18 protein-coding genes and 1 tRNA gene are annotated in these 22,050 nt (G+C 54.0%); 15 read left to right on the top strand and 4 right to left on the bottom strand.

What is annotated here, in order from left to right; translation table 11 throughout:
- Positions 1-568: 568 nt before the first annotated feature.
- Complete coding sequence (locus IOB61_RS05455; RefSeq protein ID WP_290813370.1) at positions 569-1,339, bottom strand: hypothetical protein; 771 nt, start codon at positions 1,337-1,339, stop codon at positions 569-571.
- Between the two features lie 766 nt (positions 1,340-2,105).
- Between IOB61_RS05455 and IOB61_RS05450 the strand changes: the two genes are divergently transcribed.
- The 8 genes from IOB61_RS05450 to IOB61_RS05415 all read left to right on the top strand — a co-directional run bounded on the left by IOB61_RS05450 (position 2,106) and on the right by IOB61_RS05415 (position 11,836).
- Complete coding sequence (locus IOB61_RS05450) at positions 2,106-2,930, top strand: flagellin (RefSeq protein ID WP_290813367.1); 825 nt, start codon at positions 2,106-2,108, stop codon at positions 2,928-2,930.
- A 194-nt stretch (positions 2,931-3,124) separates the two neighbouring features.
- Complete coding sequence (locus IOB61_RS05445) at positions 3,125-3,775, top strand: L,D-transpeptidase family protein (RefSeq protein ID WP_290813364.1); 651 nt, start codon at positions 3,125-3,127, stop codon at positions 3,773-3,775.
- Between the two features lie 354 nt (positions 3,776-4,129).
- Positions 4,130-6,760 (top strand): TonB-dependent siderophore receptor, encoded by a 2,631-nt coding sequence (locus IOB61_RS05440; protein WP_290813361.1) that lies wholly within the window; start codon positions 4,130-4,132, stop codon positions 6,758-6,760.
- Between the two features lie 422 nt (positions 6,761-7,182).
- Positions 7,183-8,478 carry a site-specific integrase gene (locus IOB61_RS05435; protein ID WP_290813358.1) on the top strand — a complete coding sequence of 432 codons (1,296 nt, stop codon included), beginning with the start codon at positions 7,183-7,185 and terminating at the stop codon, positions 8,476-8,478.
- Positions 8,468-9,508 carry a hypothetical protein gene (locus tag IOB61_RS05430; RefSeq protein WP_290813355.1) on the top strand — a complete coding sequence of 347 codons (1,041 nt, stop codon included), beginning with the start codon at positions 8,468-8,470 and terminating at the stop codon, positions 9,506-9,508. Before IOB61_RS05435 ends, IOB61_RS05430 begins: the two co-directional genes overlap by 11 nt.
- Positions 9,509-9,621: 113 nt before the next feature.
- Positions 9,622-9,858: a hypothetical protein gene (locus tag IOB61_RS05425; RefSeq protein WP_290813352.1), complete on the top strand. Its 237-nt coding sequence runs from the start codon at positions 9,622-9,624 to the stop codon at positions 9,856-9,858.
- A gap of 453 nt (positions 9,859-10,311) precedes the next feature.
- Positions 10,312-11,313, top strand: a complete 1,002-nt coding sequence (locus IOB61_RS05420; RefSeq protein ID WP_367272809.1) for an AAA family ATPase — start codon at positions 10,312-10,314, stop codon at positions 11,311-11,313.
- Between the two features lie 223 nt (positions 11,314-11,536).
- A complete protein-coding gene (locus IOB61_RS05415; protein WP_290813350.1) occupies positions 11,537-11,836 on the top strand; it encodes a hypothetical protein in 300 nt (99 codons plus the stop codon).
- A gap of 5 nt (positions 11,837-11,841) precedes the next feature.
- Here the strand turns inward: IOB61_RS05415 and IOB61_RS05410 are convergent, their stop codons facing one another.
- The gene (locus IOB61_RS05410) at positions 11,842-12,540 is read right to left on the bottom strand and encodes a hypothetical protein (protein ID WP_290813347.1); all 699 of its coding nucleotides are present in this window, start codon (positions 12,538-12,540) and stop codon (positions 11,842-11,844) included.
- Positions 12,541-12,655: 115 nt separating this feature from the next.
- Here IOB61_RS05410 and IOB61_RS05405 point away from each other — a divergent pair, with 115 nt between their 5' ends.
- The 3 genes from IOB61_RS05405 to IOB61_RS05395 all read left to right on the top strand — a co-directional run bounded on the left by IOB61_RS05405 (position 12,656) and on the right by IOB61_RS05395 (position 14,790).
- A complete protein-coding gene (locus IOB61_RS05405; RefSeq protein ID WP_290813344.1) occupies positions 12,656-13,276 on the top strand; it encodes a hypothetical protein in 621 nt (206 codons plus the stop codon).
- A 482-nt stretch (positions 13,277-13,758) separates the two neighbouring features.
- The gene (locus IOB61_RS05400) at positions 13,759-14,211 is read left to right on the top strand and encodes an HIRAN domain-containing protein (protein WP_290813341.1); all 453 of its coding nucleotides are present in this window, start codon (positions 13,759-13,761) and stop codon (positions 14,209-14,211) included.
- 213 nt (positions 14,212-14,424) lie between these two features.
- The gene (locus tag IOB61_RS05395; RefSeq protein WP_290813338.1) at positions 14,425-14,790 is read left to right on the top strand and encodes a helix-turn-helix domain-containing protein; all 366 of its coding nucleotides are present in this window, start codon (positions 14,425-14,427) and stop codon (positions 14,788-14,790) included.
- Positions 14,791-14,842: 52 nt separating this feature from the next.
- On the opposite strand, the gene IOB61_RS16805 is transcribed toward IOB61_RS05395, so the two are convergent.
- On the bottom strand, positions 14,843-15,061 hold the full coding sequence (locus tag IOB61_RS16805) for an excalibur calcium-binding domain-containing protein (RefSeq protein ID WP_367272810.1): 219 nt from the start codon (positions 15,059-15,061) through the stop codon (positions 14,843-14,845).
- A 138-nt stretch (positions 15,062-15,199) separates the two neighbouring features.
- On the opposite strand from IOB61_RS16805, the gene IOB61_RS16800 reads away from it, so the two are divergent.
- Complete coding sequence (locus IOB61_RS16800) at positions 15,200-15,709, top strand: thermonuclease family protein (protein ID WP_367272808.1); 510 nt, start codon at positions 15,200-15,202, stop codon at positions 15,707-15,709.
- Positions 15,710-16,407: 698 nt separating this feature from the next.
- On the opposite strand, the gene IOB61_RS05390 is transcribed toward IOB61_RS16800, so the two are convergent.
- Positions 16,408-16,482 (bottom strand) — tRNA-Val (locus IOB61_RS05390).
- A 185-nt stretch (positions 16,483-16,667) separates the two neighbouring features.
- On the opposite strand from IOB61_RS05390, the gene IOB61_RS05385 reads away from it, so the two are divergent.
- The 3 genes from IOB61_RS05385 (at position 16,668) to IOB61_RS05375 (ending at position 21,949) form a co-directional block, all read left to right on the top strand.
- Positions 16,668-18,044 (top strand): L-serine ammonia-lyase, encoded by a 1,377-nt coding sequence (locus tag IOB61_RS05385; protein ID WP_290813335.1) that lies wholly within the window; start codon positions 16,668-16,670, stop codon positions 18,042-18,044.
- 53 nt (positions 18,045-18,097) lie between these two features.
- A complete protein-coding gene (locus tag IOB61_RS05380; protein ID WP_290813332.1) occupies positions 18,098-18,724 on the top strand; it encodes an N-acetyltransferase in 627 nt (208 codons plus the stop codon).
- 300 nt (positions 18,725-19,024) lie between these two features.
- The gene (locus tag IOB61_RS05375; RefSeq protein ID WP_290813329.1) at positions 19,025-21,949 is read left to right on the top strand and encodes a TonB-dependent receptor; all 2,925 of its coding nucleotides are present in this window, start codon (positions 19,025-19,027) and stop codon (positions 21,947-21,949) included.
- Positions 21,950-22,050: the final 101 nt, after the last annotated feature.

Raw genomic sequence — 22,050 nt, 5'->3', positions numbered from 1 at the left:
TGCCACGCTCAAAGATGCAGCCGACAATCCAAAAGCGGCACGGGCAAAGCGAGCGCGATCAAGCTTCACAGGGCTAGTTGGATGAGCTTCCTTCATATTCTTCGCTCCTTTAGGACGAACACTGCACCTCAGTCTGCAATGATGGTGCCACTCAAAACTGGCACGCGCGCCCTCGGTTGAGGTCAATTCTTGTGTTGGGCGAACCAATTCGCGTCAAACGGGCATGCCCTTCGCCACGATGACTTCCCATGTGTTTCATTTTGAGCCGGTTTCTCTCCGTAACCCGCTACAACTCAGTCCCCCGTACAGGGTCCACTTAACCAATAAATCATGGACAATTCATGAATAATGGAATGAGTTGATTTGTATTTTTGTTTCGGGGGTCGGCTTATTGGCCAAAACATCAACCCATAATCCTTGGGCTATGCTTGGCTTCACTTTCCTATAGAGCCATCAGACCTTTTGGCTTTGATCGAAAACGCGTCCATCAGGCCAATGTGCTCATGTGAAGAAACGGCCAGAAACCCATCAAGGTTCCTGGCCTGATTTTAGGAGCTTGGCTCGGCCGTTATGGCTTGCCAATGCTGAACATGTTGCCGACCGAGACTGACGAGCCGATCACCGAACCCCCAACATTGTGGGCGCTGATGAAGGTGTTGGCATTGATTGGGGCCACCATGACTTGTTGACCCGTGATTGCCATAGTGCCGCCACCGGTCAGGCTGATCGAGTTGCCGAAGCTGCGGGTGATGCCGGTAACATCGCCGGTGATGTTTTGTGCGGTCAAGTTAATGCCGCCATTGACGGCTGCACCACCATGTTGTTGGGCCGCGACGTTGAAGCTTGCAGCATTTGGTGCAGCTGCGCTTAGAACATTGCCATTGGCTTGGGCGGTTGCACTCACATTGCCGCCGATATTGAACACATTGCCCGTCGTGTAAGCAGATGGGTCGATCCAATTATGTTGCACGCTGTTGATGGCAACTTCATGTGCACCGGCAAATGAGCCCGTGGCATTGTTTGCGAAAGCTGCGGCGTTCAAAGTTACGTCGCCACCAATATTGCCGATATGACCGGATGTGGTGGCAATGGCATCGCCACGGAAGCGCTGGTCATTGTTCCAAGTAACGCTCGAGGCGGTGCCAGCTACTTCGGCTAAGTTCGCCCCTGCGACGGCCGAGAAACCAACGGCACAACAAACATCGTGGGCAATACCAACCGTATTTGCCTGAATGTTGCTGTTCATGAATTGCGAAACATTGATGGCTTGCTGCGCAAATGCGTGACCACCAAACGAGGTCGCAAGCGCGATTGCCGAGATAATTGCTGCCTTTTTCACGATAAACTCCCCTTATAATGAAGCGCAAACCCACTGTGGCTTCTAAGAGAAAGGGAGCAATCCGAAGGCCAATTTGGGAAGTAGGGGAAATATGGCAAAATAAGGCAAAAGTAACCGGCTAGAAAGTCACGCCTATTCAGTAAGGTTCAAATTTCTAAATTTAGTTATCCTTGTTTATTCGCGCCGGGTACGCCCTTGTTTTGACAAAATTGTTAAGCGTTTATTTCAGGACTATTTAGAATTTTGTCTCAATTCAATACAAATTGAAACGCAGATCTCGAGGCTTGGCATTACCCCATTAGCCACGGGTCGCGGCAGCCCTATCCTCAACCCTGCCCCGTGCGGTGACCGGCCAAGCTCGCCTAGAAAGTTGTGTAACGCATCTGGAGGTGCCGAGTTTGCAATGACTGGGTGAGCCTGCCCAATTTATCGGCCAGCGCGCGGAACAACAGCTGGACTTCCTAAACTTATGAACATCAGATTGAAGCTTTGATATGCGACTTGGGTCATTAATATTTGAGTTTTGCTCAGAAAAACATGGCTCCAAAAATATCTCATTAAGAACAAGGGGGAATGCTGATTACCATTCCTTGCTGCTTTTTTCCTGACAAATACCTCAGATAATCGCAGAATACCGTGACTCTAGGGTAATGTTAACCATTTTTCTCAAGTCGCCGTTTAGAACTGGTCGGTAATGTTACCCGGTGTTCATTACGAACACACCTCGCTCGTAGCGGGGGTGTACCGAGTAGGAAAAGGGCTAGAAATGCTCAGCGTAAACACCAATCAAGGGGCCATGGTGGCCCTGCAAACATTGAACAAAACCAATTCCGAGCTTGCGAAAACACAGAATGCAATTTCAACAGGCTTAAAGGTTGCGTCAGCCAAGGATAACGGGGCCATTTGGGCGATTGCCAACAAAATGACCTCCGACGTAGGCGCCTACGACCGCGTGCGTGAATCTACCGACCGAGCCGCTTCCATTCTTGATACCGGCATCGCCGCTGGTGAGAGCATTATGGAGCTGCTCAACGAAATGAAGGGCAAGGCGCTTGCGGCGTCACAGGCAGGCCTTTCGGCGTCGGCCCAAGCCGCATTGGCAGCAGACTTTGCGCAATTACGCGATCAAATCACCAGCATTGGTGCAAATGCGGTGTTTGATGGCGCAAACATGATTGCGGGTACGCCGAATAATGCGGTTGCCTTGGGTGATTCTGCCGGTGGCAACACCATCACTGTCGCCGGGGCTAGCTTAGCATTGGGCGGGGCTACAGTAACTGTGACGGCCACTTCTGCCTTGGACACTGCAGGTAATGCCGCAACGGCATTAGGTCTGGTCAATGCCTCCATCACCAATTTGGGTACCCAATTGGCGACATGGGGTGCCGGGGCAAAGCGTCTTGAAGTGCACCGCACCTTTATCGGCAAGCTGCAAGATGCCTTAAATAATGGGATCGGCGCGATTGCGGACGCCGACTTGTCGAAAGAAAGCGCAAAGCTGCAAGCCTTGCAAACCAAGCAACAATTGGGTGTTCAGGCCTTGTCGATTGCTAACACCGCATCCCAATCGGCCTTGTCTCTCTTCCGCTAGAATACCCCAAGAAAGACGTGCGTACTACCTAGGCCCAAGCAGAGATGCTTGGGCCCTTCTTTTATTGCCTGCATCTATTCTGTCAGATGTGACTGGGCTAAATTGGAGCGATGATTACCCGGCGCGCCACGATTTTGACTTCCGCGGTCCTGCTGCCAGTCCTTAACGCTGCGTGCAGCGAACAGAAGTTGGAAATGCCCGGGCCACTGCGCGCTGAGACTGCCATTAAGCGGGCGACCCCAAAGCTTATGCCCCGGCTGCGCGCGCTTGGGGCTGCATTAGGCGACCCGATATTCATCCGAGCCTTTAAACAAGAAAAGCGATTGCAACTTTTCATCCAACCGGCGGGGAGGGGCAGATTTGTTGAATTTGCCACTTGGCCGATCTGTGCCGCCTCCGGCGGCTTGGGCCCCAAAAAGGCCGAGGGCGACAAACAAGTGCCAGAGGGGGTCTATGGTGTGACGCCTGAGGCGATGAATCCTGCCTCCGCCTACCATCTGTCGATGAATGTCGGATATCCAAACGCCTTTGACCGAGCCCTAGGTCGTACGGGTAGCTTCATCATGATCCACGGGCGGTGCGAAAGTATTGGGTGTCTGGCGATGACGGACCCGGTGATCGAAGAGATTTGGACATTGGTGGCCGCCGCGCATGATGCTGGTCAAGCTAAAGTGGATGTCCACATCTTCCCATTTGTTTTGAGTGCAACCGCGCTGGGGTCTCATAGACAGAGCGAGCATTTTTCCTTCTGGTCGGATCTCTTGGACGTGCAGGATGCTTTTGACCAGAAAGGTTCGCCGCCCCTCGTGTCGGTAGAGTCCGGCCGCTATCAAGTCATTGGTTGACTCGTTTCGCGTGCATGGCCGCCTTTTGACGCCAGCTCACCTGCCTAATTTTTAGTCATTTCGCCACAGCGGTGTCGCCAAGAAGCGGTCTTGCTTTGCCTGTAACTTCTGGGTCAGGGCAGAAGTTCGCGCATTTTTCGCGGATCCTCACGCGAATGTGACCAAATCGTGGCAATTCTGTGACGAATGGTTGGTTTCGAAGTTGCAGTCGCTATGCCAAGGGGGGCGGGCGCAACACCTAGTTGGCACGGAGGGGGCCCCGTCAATCAACCGTTGCAGCCCCAATAGTATTCTCTTCCCGGAGGCTGAAGCATCATGAACATGCGAAAGAATTGGTTTCATAAGCACCTGGCAATGACGACCGGACTCGTGTCGGCTCTTGCCCTTTATTCAAGTCCTGCCCTTGCGCAGGGTACATCTGCTGCCGCTACAGAGGCACCTGCAAAGGAAGTCGAGACCGTGGTGGTCTTGGGGACCCGCCGGACCGATCGGTCCGTTGCGACATCGGCCTCGCCAGTCGACGTGATCACGGCATCGGAAATCACCAGCCAATCCACGGCCAACGTGATTGATGCGGTCAAGAACGTCGTGCCGTCCTTCTTCGCCAGCCAAAACACCATTGCAGACGCCGGTACCTTCGTGCGCTCACCAAACTTGCGCGGTCTGCCCGGCGATCAGGTCTTGGTGATGATGAATGGCAAGCGCTTTAACCGCTCGGCCTTGGTGCAAACCTTCGTCGGTGGCGATACGGCATTGTCCTTTGGTTCGCATGGCCCAGATATTTCGTCCATTCCATCGATCGCGATTAAGAACTTGCAAATCCTGCGCGATGGCGCAACCTCGCAATATGGCTCCGATGCCATTGCCGGGGTTATGAACTTTGGGCTTCGCGACAATGCGGATGGTCTGGAGATCGTCGCCCGCTATGGCAAAAGCTTGGATGCCGATGACGGTGAAAGTGCGCAATTGGCGGTCAACTGGGGTCTTGGCCTTGGTGAGAGCGGTTTCGTCAACATCAGCGCAGAATATTTTGACGACCAAGGCACCAGCCGTGGTGCACGCCGTCCTGCCGCTATCTTGTTTGAACAGCAGAACCCAAGCCTCGCAAACCGTCTGCCGAACTTTCCAGGTCCAGATCAGATCTGGGGTTCCTCGCCCACCTTCGGCTGGAAAGCTGTAATCAATGCTGGCTATGATTTGTCCGACAAAACGGAGCTTTACGCCTTCTTGAATGCGTCGAGCAGCGAAGGCGATCAAAGCTTTAACTTCCGCCAAACCATCACCGGCACAGCCGTGAATGCCAATGGCGTGACGGTAAACCTGCCAGCGGCAAACGCAGCGTTCCGCAACACCTTCTTCACCACGCCCTGTCCAGCCAATAATGCGACCTGCCCAGCCGGTGGCTTTATTTTGGACAATAACCGGTTTGATTTCCGCTCCATCTATCCAGCAGGCTTCACGCCTCGCTTTGTGGGCTTGACCGAGTCGCTGACCGCCGTTGCAGGCGTCAAAGGCGAGGCCACTTCTGGCCTGACTTATGATGTGTCGGCCACGATTTCGGAAAATTCGCTCGACTTGTCGATGTATGACTCGTTGAACGCATCTTTCGGCCCCTTGTCGAAGACCAGCTTTGAGTACGGGGCCTTCAAGCAGAAGCTGGAAAACTTTAACGTCGACCTGACCTACCCAATGGATGTTGGCCTTGCTGGCCCTCTGACCTTGGCAGGTGGTTTTGAGTGGCGCAAAGAATCCTACACCGTTCCCACTGGCGAGCTTCAATCCTATGCCGCTGGTCCCTATGCAACGGTCCAGCGCTTGTTCACCCAAACGGCTCCAGGCGTCTTCGCACCTGTGACGACTTTGCCAGCTGGCGTAACCAATATCGCCGTGCCGCCCGCTTCGAGCGGCTATGCTGGTGCACCGCCATCGAGCGCTGGAACTTGGGATCAGAGCAATTATGCCATCTATATCGACCTTGAAGCCGATCTGACCGACCGCTTGAGCGGCGGTATCGCAGCCCGCTTCGAAGACTATGATACATTTGGCACGGCAACGGTCGGCAAGATCAGCGCCCTGTACAAAGCGACCGATATTTTGTCGCTGCGTGGCTCTGTGGGTACGGGCTTCCAAGCCCCATCGCCTGGCCAGTCTAACTTGCAAAACGTCACCACCAACTTCGTGGCCGGCAACCAAGTGCAAGAGGGGATTTTCCCAGTCGCCAGCGGTGTCGCGCGTTATTATGGCGCGGTTCCTCTGAAGCCTGCAGATGCGACCAATTATGGCGTCGGCTTTATTCTGCGGCCAATGGCGGGCACCTCTTTGACGGTTGACGCCTATCAAATCGACGTGGAGAACCGGATTTTCATTACCCGGCCATTCCTTGTGACAGCGGCGGATCTGCTGGTTCAACCCAGCCTTTCGCTGGTTGGTGCTGGGGCGAACATCCGCTACTTCACCAATGGCCTCGATACCTCGACCAAAGGTATCGACATCGTGGGCACGCACGCAACCCAGCTTTTTGGTGCGCGTGTGAACTTCACTTTGGCGTATAACCGCAATGAAAACAAAGTGACGAAGTCGAAGTCTACCGTCATCAGCACGGCTCAGATCATCACGATCGAAAATGTTGCGCCAAAGGATCGTCTGAACCTTTCCAGCAACTGGTCGTGGGGCGAATGGTCCGTCAATGCTCGGGCCAATTACTTCGGTAAGTGGCGCAATGAGCAAGACTATCCAGGCCAAGTCTTTGGTGCCAAAACCACCATCGACCTCGATGTCAGCTATACATTTGCTGAGAAGTATACGGTCACGATCGGTGCACAGAACCTGCTCAGCGAATACCCAGACCGGATTGCCCAATCCTCCACCATCAATGTGTTCCCGATCAGTGGCGGTCTGGCCGATGGTCAGGTCTACCCACGCAGCGGTGGTCCATTTGGGATGAATGGCGGCTTTGGCTATATCAGCTTGAAGGCCAACTTCTAACTTCAGTCCACGATTTTTGCATCAAGAGCGGGGAAGCCTCTGGCTTTCCCGCTTTTTTGTTTATGGGGTGCCTTGGCACACGAAACAAAAGCCGCTTGGTGTGGCCACCCCGTCCACAGCAGAAACAACAGGGCTGAAATGCTGCCCGCATCGGGGCCAACCCGATTTTGGTTCAGCCCAGTTCACCTGATTTAAGTCTTTGATTTAATGGTGGGCGCGACAGGGATTGAACCTGTGACCCCTACGATGTCAACGGCGGTGACGTGACATTGGGACGCTTTGTGACACGTTGAGGACATTTGATAAAATTATTAAATTCAATATACAAGCTTGAGAACCATCCTTGCAACGCTTTGCGAGATATTGTAGGGGATTGAGAACCACTGGGGACCATATGGGGACCAGCTTTTTTGAGGCCGGAAATGGCGAAGCGTGAACCAAGCCGAAGGGCAAGACTGAATAAGAGAACGGTGGACGCCATCCAGCCGGACGCTGACAAAGATATCATCGTCATGGATACCGAAGTTAAAGGCTTTCGGGTTCGTATTAGGCCTTCGGGCCGTAAGACCTTTGAATTCCGCTATAGGGTTCCCGGTCGTCAGCGCCTTTATGTCATAGGCGACCTTGGCGAGAAAACGGCGGATGAGGCCTTGAAGGAGGCTACAAGGTTAGCCGGGCAAGTCGCGAGCGGCGGTGATCCTCAGGGCGAAAAACTGGGTGAGCGTGAGACCGTCAACGCGGCTCGGACCGTCAAAGAGATTATCGCTGAATATTTGCGCGAAGGTCCCACGGACAAGCCAGACAAGCGGGCCTCTAGCTGGGATGTGGATCGGATAAACCTCCAGCGCCATGCTTTGCCAGTTCTAGGAAAGAAGTTCCTCTCTGAGTTGACGCCTCAAGTCTTGGCCAATTGGCAGGCGGCGGTTGCGGATGGAAAGACAGCCTTAACTGAAAAGACAAAGGCGCGTGGCGTTGCCAAGGTCACAGGCGGGCGTGGCGCGGCCTCTAGGGCGATGCAATGCATGAGCGCTATGATGGAGTGGGCAGTCGCTCGGGGTCTAGTTGAGGCCAATCCATGCAAGCGCGTGAAGCGGTATCAGTCCAACGGAAAAGAGCGTTACCTGTCTGAAGACGAGGGCGCGGCGATCTGGGAAGCAATCGAGGCGCTACAAGGTGAGGGCGCTATATCAAAGGCGGCGGCGGATTGCTTCAGGCTCTTGGCGCTGACAGGCGCAAGGCGTGGGGAGATTGTTGGCCTGCGGTGGCCTGAAGTCGATTTGAAGCGCGGGCTGCTGTTGCTTCCGCCATTGCGTCACAAGACAGGCGGGCAGGCCAGACCAAAAGCCATCCCCATGCCTACGCCTGCGGTTTCGATCCTTGCGGGAATCCCCCGGCGTTCTGATTGGGTGTTTCCCAATTCTCGCCTTGATGGACCAATGGAGCCTCCAAAGCGGGCTTGGGCAAAGGTAGTTAAAGCGGCTGGGGTTAGCGGTGTGTCGCCTCATACGTTCCGCCATACAGTCGCAAGTTGGGCGGTAGCTGATGGGCAAAGCCTTGCGGTAGTCGGCAAGGTCCTTGGCCACTCACGGCCACAAACAACGGCACGCTATGCCCACTTTGCGGCTAGTGCTGGTGTGGAGGCGCTAGAAGCGGTTGCAGGGCGGTATCTCTCTCACGCAACGCGGCAGGCTAAAGAAGTGAGCGAAGATGCTGCGTAAACGAAAACCTAGCGAGGGCAGGAGGGCGAACAGGATTTCGTCACGACAACCAAGCCAGCCCGATGAAAGCCCAAAACATCTATCTGACGACATTCATACGGCAATCGAGCAGCTTATCCACTTCTCTAGGGATTTAGACTTGCTTGACTCTGAGGCGGAGGCGCTGATGGAGGCGGATGCTATTTCTGCAAGGACTGGCCAACCGCGCAATTATGTAGAGCACACAGCGACTTTTGTTTTTCAGGGCGAGCTCATTCGAGTGGTCCGTGCTTGGCGCATGTTACAGGGGGGCGTGGCAGGTGGAAACATGAATTTGGTGCCGAGTGGGCCAAAAACGTGCGAATTGAAACTGGCACACTTCACTTCAAGGGTGCGAAAGCCGGACAATATTCAAGAAGAAATTTTGATAAGAATGAAGGCTGCTGCTTACCAGCGAATCGCCGATTACGGCTTTCCTTATGCGGCTGTTAGTTTGGGAAAGTTGGGCGACGCTTGGGTTGACGAAAATCTGTCTGAAGGACCGTTTGAGCTTAGGATTTTCGCGGAAGACCTGTGGAAATATGTGGCACCCGAACTCGATCTCTCAGCGGCTTGCAAGGTTTTGGAGGTCGCCCGGCAAGTCGAAACATTTATGCATACGGGCGATGAAGGCCTTTTAGCCGCCGCTTGGTGGAACTTGGGCTATTCGTTTTCAAGGTTAGAGGCTGACACAGTGCCACTAGCAGGGGACGGAAAGACCAAAAATCAAAGGGCTACTTCGGGCATTAACAGCGGACTTCGCACAAAGAAGGGAAATCGCGAAAAGCAAAAGAGCGACCAACGGGCCATAAACGGAAGGCGGGATAAGGTCCTGTCGTTGGCCGTAAGTTTCAGAGGAAGTAATCCAAGGATGTCTGATGAAAGTCTTGCGGCTAAAATTCATAGTCGGCTTGATGCAAATGTTAGCGAAAATACAATTCGAAACGACATTCGCGAATTGATAAAAGGCAATCGCCTCCCAAAAAGCGACGTTCGGAAATCACCAATGTAGATATGGTTAGGTTCTGCTAGCGGACCCAATTTAAGATCGAATTTGTGTGTTTATTAGGAGGGTTGCGCCGGGCTGAAGCATTGTGCTGAGGCGGGCTGCGAGGCTTTTAAGTCATGCAAAGCAACCAAGTTGAGCCGATGTCGGGTAAGATTTCCGACTATCGCAAATATCTAACGCCTGAAGGGGTCTTTCAAGAATTCCATATCCCAGTTGCAACTTTGGCAACGTGGCGCTGTCGGGGCGGTGGGCCAGTCTTTACCAAGGCAGGCGCAAAGGTCCTCTACAATCGGGCGGACATTGAAAGCTGGCTAGTTCGCCGGGCTAACACTTCCCAGACCGTGGCGGCATAACAATGGGCCGCATAGTTAACCCGGCGGCGCTGGCAGGCGCTCACCGGGTTGAGAGAGATGTGCCAATTATTGATGCGGCTCTACTTTCTACCAAAAATCCAAGCCTCACTCAAGCAAAAGCCGCTTTGCAAGCGGGTTTAATCCGTCCTGAGTTTGCAGACCTAGTCGCGCTGATTTGGGCTCAAGTCCATCTGGGACCGGAGGCGCGGCTATGATGATGCCTCAAATCGAATCCTCATGCCTTTGGTGCCGATGGTGGCGCACGCGGGCAAACGTGGACGGCGTAGAGATTGGGGAATGCCACCGACTTGCGCCAATAAACATCAACAACGCGCTGGGGTCTGGCTTTGCTGTCACGCTCGAAACTGACTTCTGCGCTCAATTTTCCCCGGTGGAAGGCGCGCAAAAGGAGAGATTTTTTCCGCCTGTCCTGAATGAGAGGAGGGCCGCATTATGATCATGGATGAAGATGGATTCGGGTTTGTGGAGGAGGTGAAGCCACCTCCAAAGACAACCACCGCCAAAGGACGGCAAACAACAAAGGAGCAACCTTCAATTCCTGATCTAAAGCCAGTCTCACTTCAGGATTTCATGGCGACGGAATTTCCCCCTCGCGAGCTAATTCTTAGCCCATGGCTTCCTGAAAAGGGGCTGGCGATGCTCTACGCTAATCGGGGTGTAGGCAAAACCTGGGTGGGGCTTAACATCGCTTGGGCAATCGCCACAGGTGGATCGTTCTTGAAATGGCAGGCAACCAAACCGCGCAAGGTCTTAATCGTTGACGGGGAAATGCCTGCTAACGTCCTTCAGCAGCGACTGGCTGGCGTGATAGAGGCACATGGCAGGATACCGCCAAGCCAAGACGCGGTTAAAATAATCGCGAACGATTTGGAGGAGTTCGGCATACCGGACTTAGCGACACCGGACGGCCAAGCGGCTCTCGATAAAGCCTTAGGCGACGCCGATGTGATTATCCTCGACAACCTGTCCACTCTGCTGCGTTCTGGGCGTGAGAACGAGTCTGAGAGCTGGGGCGTGTTTCAAGGCTGGCTATTGGCCAAGCGTCGCCAAGGACGGGCAATCCTAATGATCCATCACGCTGGGAAAGGCGGGCAACAGCGTGGCACTTCCAAGCGAGAGGACGTCTTAGATACAGTCGTAAACTTGAAGCGGCCTTCAGACTATGAAGCGACAGAAGGTGCGCGGTTCGAGGTCCACTTTGAAAAGTCGCGAGGCTTTTCTGGCGACAGCGCAGAGTCCTTTGAGGCCGCTTTGGTTGAAGGTGTTTGGATCGTCAAAAGCCTAAGTGATGAAAAGGAAATCCAAGTTCTAAAGCTGAAAGCCGAGGGCTTGAAACAGCGTGAGATTGCTCAAGAGGTTGGGCTTTCGCTCTCCAAGGTCAATCGGATTATCAAGAAAGCTGAGGAGGGTCCGGGCTATGGTCTCAAGCCTTGAACGCGCAAGAGCCCTTTTAGCGGGCAGGCCAATTCCTGTTTCATTGTTTCAGCCCCTAGAGGGTGAAACAGTGAAACAGATAGGAGCCATCCCTGTTCCGGTTGTTTCAACGCCTGAAACAATGCCTGAAACAGTGAAACCTCTTGAGCCTGTCGCTATCCCGGACCCAGAACGCGAAGGGACTATGCGCTTCGGTGGGGGCTTGCCTGCATCATGGGCAAGGGTGTTTTCACGACTTCACCCAGACCGCCCACCGGAAGGCCTAACGCGGGAGCGATGGCGAGAGCGTCTAGACGCAATCCTGATATTTGCGGACAAACACGCTTGTGACCTAGAGCGCCTTGGCTGGGATGCTGAAAAGCTATTTGCGGTGGGGGAACATTGGCAAAGGCTAGATGAGCGCGGCGTCGGCTGGTTTGTTGCTGAGGCTTTAGCGGAGGGCGGTTTGGTTGCAGATGTGGGTTCAAGGTCGATCCGATATCAGACCATGCGCGGTGCCTCGCGGACTATTTGGAATCATTAGGCAAGCTAGAGTGACTTCCTGCTTTGCGACTTCGCTTCCTCTTCGATTTTTTCTATGAAGCTCGGCCTTACAAATGGCGGTTGCCTCCCCACGGCGACAGCAGCAGCATTCAAAAGCCTATGTCGCTTATCCGCTTTCTTCTGAATTTTCGCTGACGAATCCAGAAAGCTGGGAATGGTGGACTCAATGATAGAGTTGGAAGCCTTTTGATTGACGTTTCCACTAGCGTGAATTGCACTAATCCCAGACTGATAGTCTTGAATGAGTTCCACATACTTGGCCCGGTCTGCAAATGCATTTCGTGTCAGAGGGTTTCCTTCAATCACTTCTAGCTCTGCCATGTCGCGAGCAGCTTTAACGGTTGAGTCGAGGACCAATAAAATGCTCCCCCGTTGTGATGCGGACGCTAAAGAACCTTCATTTTCTAGACGCCGCCAACCGCTGCCAACCGATACAGATTTTTCTCCAGTTATTGGGCTGACCCAAGTAACGCCAACCTTGTTTCCATCCTTTTTGAGTTCTGCCCAAAGTTCTTCGGTTCCCTCCCAGCTCTTTAAGTTTGAAACCGCTCCGCCATTGTAAACATATCCCTCGATGACAGTTCCCTTCGGAATCTCCCTTGGTGTGCGGATTTCATTTTCAGAGCAATTCGCCAAACAAATCAGAGCGAAAAATGATAAGAGAAGTCTAAGGGCGTGTTTCAATGGATGCATCCTATCGGCAAAACTTCATTGGCCAGTATGCAGACACTTCAGGTTTTAGCCAATAGATTTGGGAAATATCCACGCGCTCGCGCACTGCTAACAGAGGGAAAACAGCATGGGCGGTTTTGGTTCGGGGCGGCCATGGTCGGGCAAGCCAAAGGTCGAGCAGGCGTCGCCACTCAATGTGGCGAAGCTATTTCGCGATGGGCATATTCGGCAGGGCCAAGGCTGGCAAACGTCCTTGATTTGGACAAGTTCGCGCGACCAATCGCAAACGGGCTCAATTGGCTTTCGGTCTTGGTGCGACCGGGATGACGAACCAGACAGGATTGAGTTGTATGGCACCTATCGCGACAAGCCATTTTCTCAAACTATTAGACTGGTTTCCATTCCCGGCACAAAAGGTGGCAAGAGGTGGTTTGCGGTTTGCCCGGTGACTGGGCGGCGTTGTCTCAAGTTGGTCCTGAGCGGTCGTCATGGCGGCTGGGTTTCTGTTCCCGCCAGTGGCTTCCGCTATTATTCAGAGTGTGAAGATTATCTAGGCCGTTGCCGCTCGGCGATAGACCGCGCTGAGGCCAAACAAAAGCGTTTAAGCAAATATGCCCGTCAATCGACTAGGGACCGCGTCAGGCGCGAATTATGGGCGGCTGAGTGGCGGTGGCAGCAAGTGTTCGAGGTCTATGCTGGGCGATTGAATGCGCGCCTCGCGCAAGCGGGCCTTGCGGAGTGGGTGTGAACAGGGAGGGGGCATGCCAATCTTAGCGGGCTTTGATCCCAAGAGCGGTGGGTTCATACAACACAATCGCTAACACAGTTTTCTCGGGGGCGTGTGGGTATGGAGTGGCGCTCTAAGCCAAATCTATCTTGCCAATTCGTGGCGTCACCGTAAGGTCGCCCCACGACTAATTGGAGCGAAAAGGTGGATCGGATAATAGTTTTATTCTTGGCTTTCAATTTGGCCAGTTGCGATACTCGGCCAAATAACTGGAATGCATACGTTTATCCAAATGGCATTACTCAAAGGGCGGTTATCCTGCGAGGCTTTGTTTCCCATGCTGCTTGCCGCGACGCCGCCAAAGAAGTGATTGCTTCGCTCAAAACTAACCAATCGGCAGCGAGTTATGAGTGTGGCTACAAGTGTAAGCCATATGATGGTGCTGATGATCTCGATTTGTGCAAGGAAACGAGGGACGATTAGAATTCTGAGGTTTATAATTGATGGCTCAATTTGGAAAAGATCGTCACAGGCCTGACGGTGTTTGGGTTCAAGCTAGTGCTGCGGTTTCGGTTGCGGGCATCAGCTTTCGAAAGGCTGATGCATTAGCTTTCGCAAATGACGTCAAGAAGTCGGAGGCTGCAAAACTCCACTATGGCCTTGAAGTCGAGCGAGAGGCTTCTAATCCTCATGATTCCAATGCAATCAAGGTTATTGGTGTTGCGCGCGTGCCTTCGCTGTTTGGACAAAAAACGACTCGTAGGCACATTGGTTATGTTCCCGCTGAAGAAGCAGAGCTGCTTTGCGCTCATGTGCTCGCACATGGCCAGAAGATTGCGGCTGAACTGTATCGGATTTATCTGTCGGATGAAAAATTCTTGGATGTTAAAATGATTGCGTTGGCACCCAAAGGATACAGCTACAAGAAATTGCTTGAACTGAATGAACAATCCTGAGGCTTGTAAACCAACCAATTCAACGTTGCACTTGTCCTCTATCGGTTAGTTGCGAAGCTAGTTTTGCAAGCCATCGCGCGACGTGCGTGCGCCTCTATCGGCTGGCAATGTCTGCCCAAATTTCGGCCATCGCGCGCAACCCTGCGCTTCTATGAATAGGTGACACTTGCCCGAAATGGGTCTAGAAGTTGACCTAATTCATGGGGCCTTATGATGTCGCAAAACCAAGTCCAATCCGGTCACGTTTCACCTGTCCGTAACGGCCATGCCCACGGGCGGCGGCTTTACCGGATAAATGACCACCGCCTGTTGCGTCGCCTGCCTTGGAAGGCTGAAAACCGCACGCCAATTCTCGAGGCTCTAGGATCGGCACAAGTCCCCGATGTGATCGACGTCAAGGCGCTTCGGGAGCGTGAAGGCCTGTCGCGTGAGGACTTCGCGTCAATCTATGGCCTCTCTGTTGACAGCGTTAGATCATGGGAGCGCGGGACCGTCCCCAGCAGGGCCACACGCGCCTATCTTGCGATTATTTCCTATGCGCCTCATGTCGTGCGGCGTGGGCTGGGTGTGCGGTGGTAGGTCCTCGGGAATTGCTTGAATAGTAGATAATCTGAATGGTCAGCTGCGTTGGTTAGTTCTCACAAGCTATCCCATCGCCGTCTCGGTCAAGCGACTTCGAATATCCGGGCTGCCCTCTTCGAAGTGGCGCGGCTCCAGCCGCCTTAGCCTGTTTGCAGCTTCGAAACTTCCGTTCTGAACCAGCTCCAGTCTGAGATTTTTTGGCGGTCCTTTTCTTTTTCTTAGCCTTCTTCTCGACTGTTGATTTGCTTTCCTGCGCTATGGCTGGCACGGTTATGAACGCAACGAGGGCTCCCAGCACCAGTGTTCTTTTGTTTATCAAATTACCCTCCCAAAATTTCAGTTTCAAAGAGTGGAGCCATCCTATTTCAATTGAACGATTGCAAGGCTCTAAAATCCCGAGGTCTCAATGTCATCACTAAAGCAGAACTTTGTCAAAATGCTATTCTTGTTGGGAGTTCTGAGCTTCCCGCCTTTGAACGCAACAGCAAAAGCTCCGCTGTCGACCATTGTAGGGCGGGCATCGGTAATCGACGGTGACACAATAGAAATTCGCGGTGAACGAATTCGACTGTTTGGAATTGACGCCCCAGAAACTTCCCAATTGTGCCAAGATGCTAAAGGGGACGACTACAGATGCGGCCAGAAATCGGCCATTGCGTTGTCGGACAGGATTGGGTCACGGACGGTAACTTGCCAGCCAACCGGACTTGATCGGTGGAGACGCATAATAGCGATTTGCAAGGTCTCCGACACAGACCTTCAAGAATGGATGGTATCCAATGGCCTAGCGGTCGCCTTTGTCCGATACTCCCGAGATTATGTTCAGGCGGAGGAGATCGCCAAGGGCCGAAGTTTAGGGATGTGGGCAGGCTCATTTATGTTGCCTTGGGAATGGCGGCGACGGCCCAAAAGATAGCATTGTATGTCACGAGGAAACTACAGAGGTTTCGGAGGACTGCTACTAGCAACAAATGACCGCATATTCCGCCTTCCCAGCGTGGCTTGCAGTTCTCCCAATTGCAAACATTTGCAAGCATTCGGGACATGAAACCAAATCGCTTTATGGCGCTGCCAAATGCTACCAATTCCTAACCTCTAGGGCCTGCATCTACTTCGCTTTTGGGCGCTTATGGATGTCAACAAATGTCAATCTATTCACCCCACACATCAGACTAGGATGGGGCTATAGCGGGACTAGCTAGCGGCGGTGAAAATGAGGTCAAGTGCGCGCGTGACGTATGGCGTGGCTAGGTTTGCCAATTCCACCAATCCACTAACGGGTTTCAGATCAGTTCGCGCGCGCGATACATGGTAGGGTAACGCCTGCCAATCCGCTTGGGGTGTTAGCTATTTCGTAAGCAATACGCGCGCCTGCGGGCACTCATGGGCCGGTAGCTGTTGCCATTTGTTGCCATATTCGGCCTTACCTTAGTTCCTGCGAAATATGCGCGCGTGAGAATGGATGGGCAAGCGTCGCCACTTATGACCCTTTTGTCAGGTCTGGGGCTGGGACTTTATGGATTTTAATTGAGAACCCAAACTAAGCCAACTGGGGACCATATGGGGACCAAACTTTAGTCCCCGCCATTTCGATCATCTAAGTCTTTGATTTAATGGTGGGCGCGACAGGGATTGAACCTGTGACCCCTACGATGTCAACGTAGTGCTCTCCCGCTGAGCTACGCGCCCGCCGTTACGGCGTTCAGACTGCTGTGTGCAGCGGTCCGTCAGGAAGGCGGGTTCATAGCGGACGGGTGGCGGCGCTGCAAGGGGCAGCGGCAGGCGCGTTGCAGGGGCCAGCCTGCTTGGCACAGGCGTGCGGTTCGGTCCATAAGTCGAGGCGGCAGACGAGGTTGTGACAAAGGGGCCAAGGGATGATTTCTGCGCTGGACATTTTTCGTATCGGCATTGGCCCATCAAGTTCCCATACGGTGGGACCCATGCGGATCGCGGTGCGGTTCCTGGCCGATTTGGAGCGGCTTGGTCTTTTGAGTTCGGTGGCGCGTCTATCTGTATCTCTACAAGGCTCGCTCGCCTATACAGGCGCAGGTCACCGTACCCCAGAAGCGGTCTATTTGGGTCTTCTTGGTTTTAAGCCCGAGACAACAGACCCCGAAGAGGCCGAACGCGCCCTTCAGGCGCTTTTTGAGACGAAGCACTTACGCCTCGCTTCCGGGCAAACCATCAAGTTTGATCCAAAGGCGGATTTGATCTTTGATTTTGAGACCCCACCCAAACTCCATCCCAATGGCATGGCCTTGCGTGCTTTCGATGCTGCGGGTGACGTGCTTGCCGATCAGACTTTTTATTCGACGGGCGGGGGCTTTATCGCCAGCCAACGACAATTGGAAACGCCCTTGGCCAATGATCTGGTGGGTGGTGGTCCAGAAGGCCCCTTTGCCTTCACCTCAGCCGCAGACTTATTGGCCCTATGCCAAGATCACGGCCTAACCATCGCAGACGTTCTTCTGGCTTGTGAAGATCGCAAGCGCGACCGTGGCGAGACGTTGGCCGCCCTGGATACGATTGCCCAAGCTATGGCGGCCTGTATCGCGCGTGGGCTAGTTCAAAAGGGCATTTTGCCCGGTGGGCTGCAAGTGCGCCGCCGGGCACCTGATCTTTATGAGAAGCTGATGAGCTCTCCCCAATCTAATGAGCGGGAGGCCTTATTCGACTGGCTCAATGTCTATGCCATGGCGGTGAACGAGGAAAATGCTGCGGGCGGCCGCGTCGTGACGGCCCCGACCAATGGTGCAGCCGGGATTATCCCGGCCATTTTGCGCTTTTACTTGTTGGACGCGAAAGTGCCGCCTTCGGCCGTTCATACCTACCTGCTGACCGCTGCGGCCATCGGCATTCTCTATAAGCAACGGGCTTCCATTTCGGGGGCAGAGATGGGCTGTCAGGGAGAGGTAGGGGTTGCGTGCTCCATGGCGGCCGGTGGTCTGGCCGCTGTTTGGGGTGGTAGTCCAACGCAAGTGGCCAATGCGGCAGAAATCGGGATGGAGCATAATCTGGGCCTGACCTGTGATCCGGTAGGCGGGTTGGTGCAGATCCCCTGTATTGAGCGCAATGCCTTGGCGGCTGTAAAGGCGGCCAATGCGGCCCGCCTTGCCCTGCAAACCGAGCAGCCTGCGCGCGTGACATTAGACCAAGTAATTGAAACCATGCGGCAAACAGGGCTTGATATGTCATCTAAATATAAAGAAACCAGCCTAGGTGGCTTGGCCGTGAATGTGGTGGAATGTTGATGCAAGCTTTGGCCCAAGCCAGCGCGCAGAAAAGGTAATGTTAGGAAAGCACCATGGATATCCAATTGCCGGAGGGGATAAAGAAAGCCGTTGCTGAAGATTGGCGGCAATTAGGCTCGATCACCGCAGAGGCCTTTTATGAGGATCCGGTCAATCGCTGGATATTTGGCAAACCCAAGACTTTAGATGCCGTTTTCCCTCTCTTGGCCCGGACGCATTATCTCAAGCATGGCTTTTGCCATATGATCGGAGATGGCGGCGCTGCCATGTGGTTGCCGTGGGGGGCACCAAGCGAGGTGTCGCTGTCGGCGACGGTTCAGATCGCTTGGGCATTGGTGTCGACTGGATCGGCTGATGCCATTTCGCGCGCGATGGATGCGGGTGCCCGTATGCAGGCCAACCACCCCCATGAGCCGCATCTTTATCTGTTCACCTTGGGTACACGGCTGGCTAATCGGGGCAAAGGCCTTGGCAAAGCTTTGTTTGCGCCCGTTTTGGCCGCTTGCGATCGCACCGGGACACCGGTCTATCTCGAAAATTCAAATCCGGCCAATGAGGGCTTTTATCGATCTCATGGATTTGAGTCGCAAGGATATTTTCCCTGTGGCAAGGATCGCGACGGACAGACGGCACCGCTTCTGCAAAAAATGTGGCGGGAGCCACGCACGCCATCCAACTAAGGAAACCGGTGGCATTATCCTTTAGGTGAAATCCATCGCTGACCACTGTATGGCTCTAACGTATTTGTGATCAAAACCTTCAGCAAGATATACCATTTTAATTTGAAACCCACGGGATTTCTGTCAAAAGCAACCTAACGGCGTCAGGGGCTGCTCAGCGGTAGCATGCCCTGCATTGGGCGTCTTTGCACGGCCCCCCCTTGGGGCTTTTTTCGTGAGAAACGGGGGAATTTTGAGTAAATGCTAAAAAATAATCACAAATTGGCTCTTGCCGTAACGGCAAGCACCATCGCGTTGGTAATGGGCGCTCCCACCCTGGCCTTGGCCCAAACGGCCCCAGCAGCGGCGGAAACCCCCCAGGTTGAAACCATTATCGTGACAGGCTCGCGCATTCAAACCGCGACCAATCGCGCCATTTCGCCCGTTCGCGTCATTGATTCAGAAGCGATCCGTGCAACTGGTTTGATCGATATTGACGAAGTGCTGAAGCAGCAGAACCAATTCCTGCCATCCAACGGCGCGACCACCAACCCAACTTTGTTGGAATCCCACGGTGCTTCGACGCTCGACATGCGTGGCTTGGGCCAGAACCGTACCTTGGTCTTGGTCAATGGCCAGCGCGTGACGCCAAACGGCTTCCGCAACTCGGCAGACGTGAACTCAATTCCTTCGGCGTTGATCTCGCGCATTGAAACCCTAACCGGTGGTGCTGCGGCCGTTTATGGTGCAGACGCCGTTGCGGGCGTGACCAATTATATCCTGCGCGACAATTATGAAGGCCTTGAAGTTGCCGTGAATGGCGGCATTTCTGAGCAGGGCGACGCCGAAAGCTATAGCATTGGCATCACTGGCGGCATGAACTTCTTTGAAGATCGCGCCAATATCGTCCTGCACGCCAGCTATGCCGATCGTGGCGACCTGAAACGCGAGGACCGTTCGTGGGCACTGCCAGAAGTCAATGACGCTGGCCAGTTCATCCAGACCTTCCCAACAGCAGGCGGCGCGTTCACCCGTTGGACCAATGCCACCACCCCACCTGCAGGTACGGCTGCCCCGACCTTTGCCTATGGTCCAGACGGCACCTTGGGCACCACGGCAGGCACGCAAGCCTTCTCGCAGTTTGAAGCCTTCCAAAACCCGAATGACCGCACCAATGCCGCCATTTTTGGTACGTTCAAGCTGGCCAAATGGGCTGAATTCTATGGTCGCGGCACCTATTCGCTGATCAATAACACTAGCCAACAGGTTCCCGTTCGCTCCAACGGCAACACAGCTGCTATTGCCCCGGCGGTTGCCGGCGGTGCCAACATCGTCACCCAAGGCGATGTGTTGATCCAGCGCACCAATCCGTTCCTGACCCCGCAAATCCTCGCAATTTTGAACCCAGTTGGCGGCACGTCACTGTTCAATCTGAACGCAGATGGCACCGGCCCAGGCACGGACGCTGCCCGCTTCCGCGTCTCCAAGACCTTGCTTGAATTGGGCCCGATCATCGACGAGACGGAGCGGACCAGCCATCAAGTCGTGGTGGGTGTGCGCGGTGAATTGACCGACAACATCAAGTACGACCTGTCCTATGTGACAGGCAAAAGCATTGAAGAAGTTCAGCGTATTGGCTGGGGCTCGTGGAGCCGTTTCCAGCAAGCAACCAATGTCACGAGCGTTGGTGGCCAAGCAGCTTGCGTCAACCCAGCCAATGGCTGCGTGCCCTTCAATCTGTTCGGACCATCGGCTGCCAGCGCGGCGGCTGTGGCTTGGATCAATGGCGATACCAGCGAATTGTTCAACAAGCGCAACCGCCATCAGGACATTTTGTCCTTGAACATTTCCGGTGACACCACCGGCTTCTTCTCCTTGCCCGGCGGTCCTGTCGGCTGGGCCGTGGGGGCCGAGCGTCGCGAAGAATTTGGTAACTCCGTCTTCGGGCCACGCGCCTTCACCCGCGACACCTTGCACACCCAAGGCGCACGCGCCAATCTGGTGGCAGACTTTGAATTGACTGAATATTACGGCGAATTGCGTCTGCCTGTCCTGGCCGACAAGCCCTATTTCAAGCAATTCGACGTGGAAGCTGCAGGTCGGTGGAGCGACCATTCTCGTTCCGGCGATTATGACACCTGGAAGCTTGGCGTGAACTGGGCGGTGAACGACACCTTCCGTTTGCGTGGTTCTAAGCAAACGGTCGTACGTGGTCCGAACATTGGTGAATTCTTCGGTGCCGCCGTGGAAGCCCCAATCACCGGCACAGGTCGCCCAACCGATTATTGCTCAGACCCAGCGCGCTTCAATGTGCCAACTGCTCTGTGTACGGCGCTTGGGGCACCATCCACACCAGGCTATATCCCTGTAGTCGGTACGGGCCTGCCCTTGATCGACAATGCGGTGGCTGTCCAAGGCGGTGGTGAAGCAATCAAGCCAGAGTCGGGTGAGACCTATACCTATGGCTTCGTCTTTACCCCACAATTCGTCCCGGGCCTCTCGGTTGTAGTCGATTATTACAATATCCAGATTGATGACGCGATCGGCTCGATCACGCCAATCCAATTGATGGATAGCTGCTATTTGGTGCTGCAAGACCCCAATAGCGCGCTGTGTAAGAAGATCACCCGCGATGCCAATGGTCGGGTTATCCGGTTCGACCAACGCGATACCAACTTGACCTTGCTCAAGACCTCGGGGATCGACTTCTCCATCTATTATAATGCGAAACTGCCAGAAGCATTGCCGGGCGACCGGATCAATATCAGCTTCCAAGGCGGTACGGTGGACAGCTTCGTCCGCCTGCTGTTCCCAGCTGACAATCTGTTTGATTGCGCCGGTGACTTTGGCGGTGGCGCCTGTTCGGATGCAGGTACCGGTATCCGCGCAATCCCAGCTTTCCGCTCTAACCTCGCGGTGGCATGGATTGATGGCCCGCTGACCATCCGTGGTGCGTGGCGCTACCAAGGCGAAGTCGATGCGCTGATCAAGCGGGTTCCTGAACCCCAGTGGCGCAACGTGGCTCCAAACCTCAATAATGTTCAACATATTGACGCTTGGGACTATTTCGACTTGGGCTTCTCGTATCGCATCAATGACAATTTGCGCATTGGCGGTACGATCAGCAATGTGTTTGACAAAGAGCCCCCGATCTTGGGCTCGGCTCAACAAGACGCGAACACGCTTCCAAACCAGTATGACATCATTGGTCGCCGCTATGCGATCAATTTGGTCTGGAAAATGTAATCGGTACTTACCGATGCACAGGAAAGCGGCCCGCCCATGTGGCGGGCCGTTATGCTATACGGGTAGAGCCTGACCAAGTTGACAAGGTGCAGTCTGGCTTC

It is taken from the genome of Aquidulcibacter sp., assembly GCF_020253525.1.
Classification (GTDB): Bacteria; Pseudomonadota; Alphaproteobacteria; order Caulobacterales; family Aquidulcibacteraceae; genus Aquidulcibacter.
Note: the sequence above shows the minus strand (reverse complement) of the source record. Positions and strands in the feature narration are given on the sequence as shown.

What these genes read in the sequence shown, in the direction of transcription:
- IOB61_RS05450 (WP_290813367.1), top strand. Translation starts at nt 2,106, where the DNA reads ATGCTCAGCGTAAACACCAATCAAGGGGCCATGGTGGCCCTGCAAACA.
- IOB61_RS05445 (WP_290813364.1), top strand. Translation starts at nt 3,125, where the DNA reads ATGCCCGGGCCACTGCGCGCTGAGACTGCCATTAAGCGGGCGACCCCA.
- IOB61_RS05440 (WP_290813361.1), top strand. Translation starts at nt 4,130, where the DNA reads ATGACGACCGGACTCGTGTCGGCTCTTGCCCTTTATTCAAGTCCTGCC.
- IOB61_RS05435 (WP_290813358.1), top strand. Translation starts at nt 7,183, where the DNA reads ATGGCGAAGCGTGAACCAAGCCGAAGGGCAAGACTGAATAAGAGAACG.
- IOB61_RS05430 (WP_290813355.1), top strand. Translation starts at nt 8,468, where the DNA reads ATGCTGCGTAAACGAAAACCTAGCGAGGGCAGGAGGGCGAACAGGATT.
- IOB61_RS05425 (WP_290813352.1), top strand. Translation starts at nt 9,622, where the DNA reads ATGCAAAGCAACCAAGTTGAGCCGATGTCGGGTAAGATTTCCGACTAT.
- IOB61_RS05420 (WP_367272809.1), top strand. Translation starts at nt 10,312, where the DNA reads ATGATCATGGATGAAGATGGATTCGGGTTTGTGGAGGAGGTGAAGCCA.
- IOB61_RS05405 (WP_290813344.1), top strand. Translation starts at nt 12,656, where the DNA reads ATGGGCGGTTTTGGTTCGGGGCGGCCATGGTCGGGCAAGCCAAAGGTC.
- IOB61_RS05400 (WP_290813341.1), top strand. Translation starts at nt 13,759, where the DNA reads ATGGCTCAATTTGGAAAAGATCGTCACAGGCCTGACGGTGTTTGGGTT.
- IOB61_RS05395 (WP_290813338.1), top strand. Translation starts at nt 14,425, where the DNA reads ATGTCGCAAAACCAAGTCCAATCCGGTCACGTTTCACCTGTCCGTAAC.
- IOB61_RS16800 (WP_367272808.1), top strand. Translation starts at nt 15,200, where the DNA reads ATGTCATCACTAAAGCAGAACTTTGTCAAAATGCTATTCTTGTTGGGA.
- IOB61_RS05385 (WP_290813335.1), top strand. Translation starts at nt 16,668, where the DNA reads ATGATTTCTGCGCTGGACATTTTTCGTATCGGCATTGGCCCATCAAGT.
- IOB61_RS05380 (WP_290813332.1), top strand. Translation starts at nt 18,098, where the DNA reads ATGGATATCCAATTGCCGGAGGGGATAAAGAAAGCCGTTGCTGAAGAT.
- IOB61_RS05375 (WP_290813329.1), top strand. Translation starts at nt 19,025, where the DNA reads ATGGGCGCTCCCACCCTGGCCTTGGCCCAAACGGCCCCAGCAGCGGCG.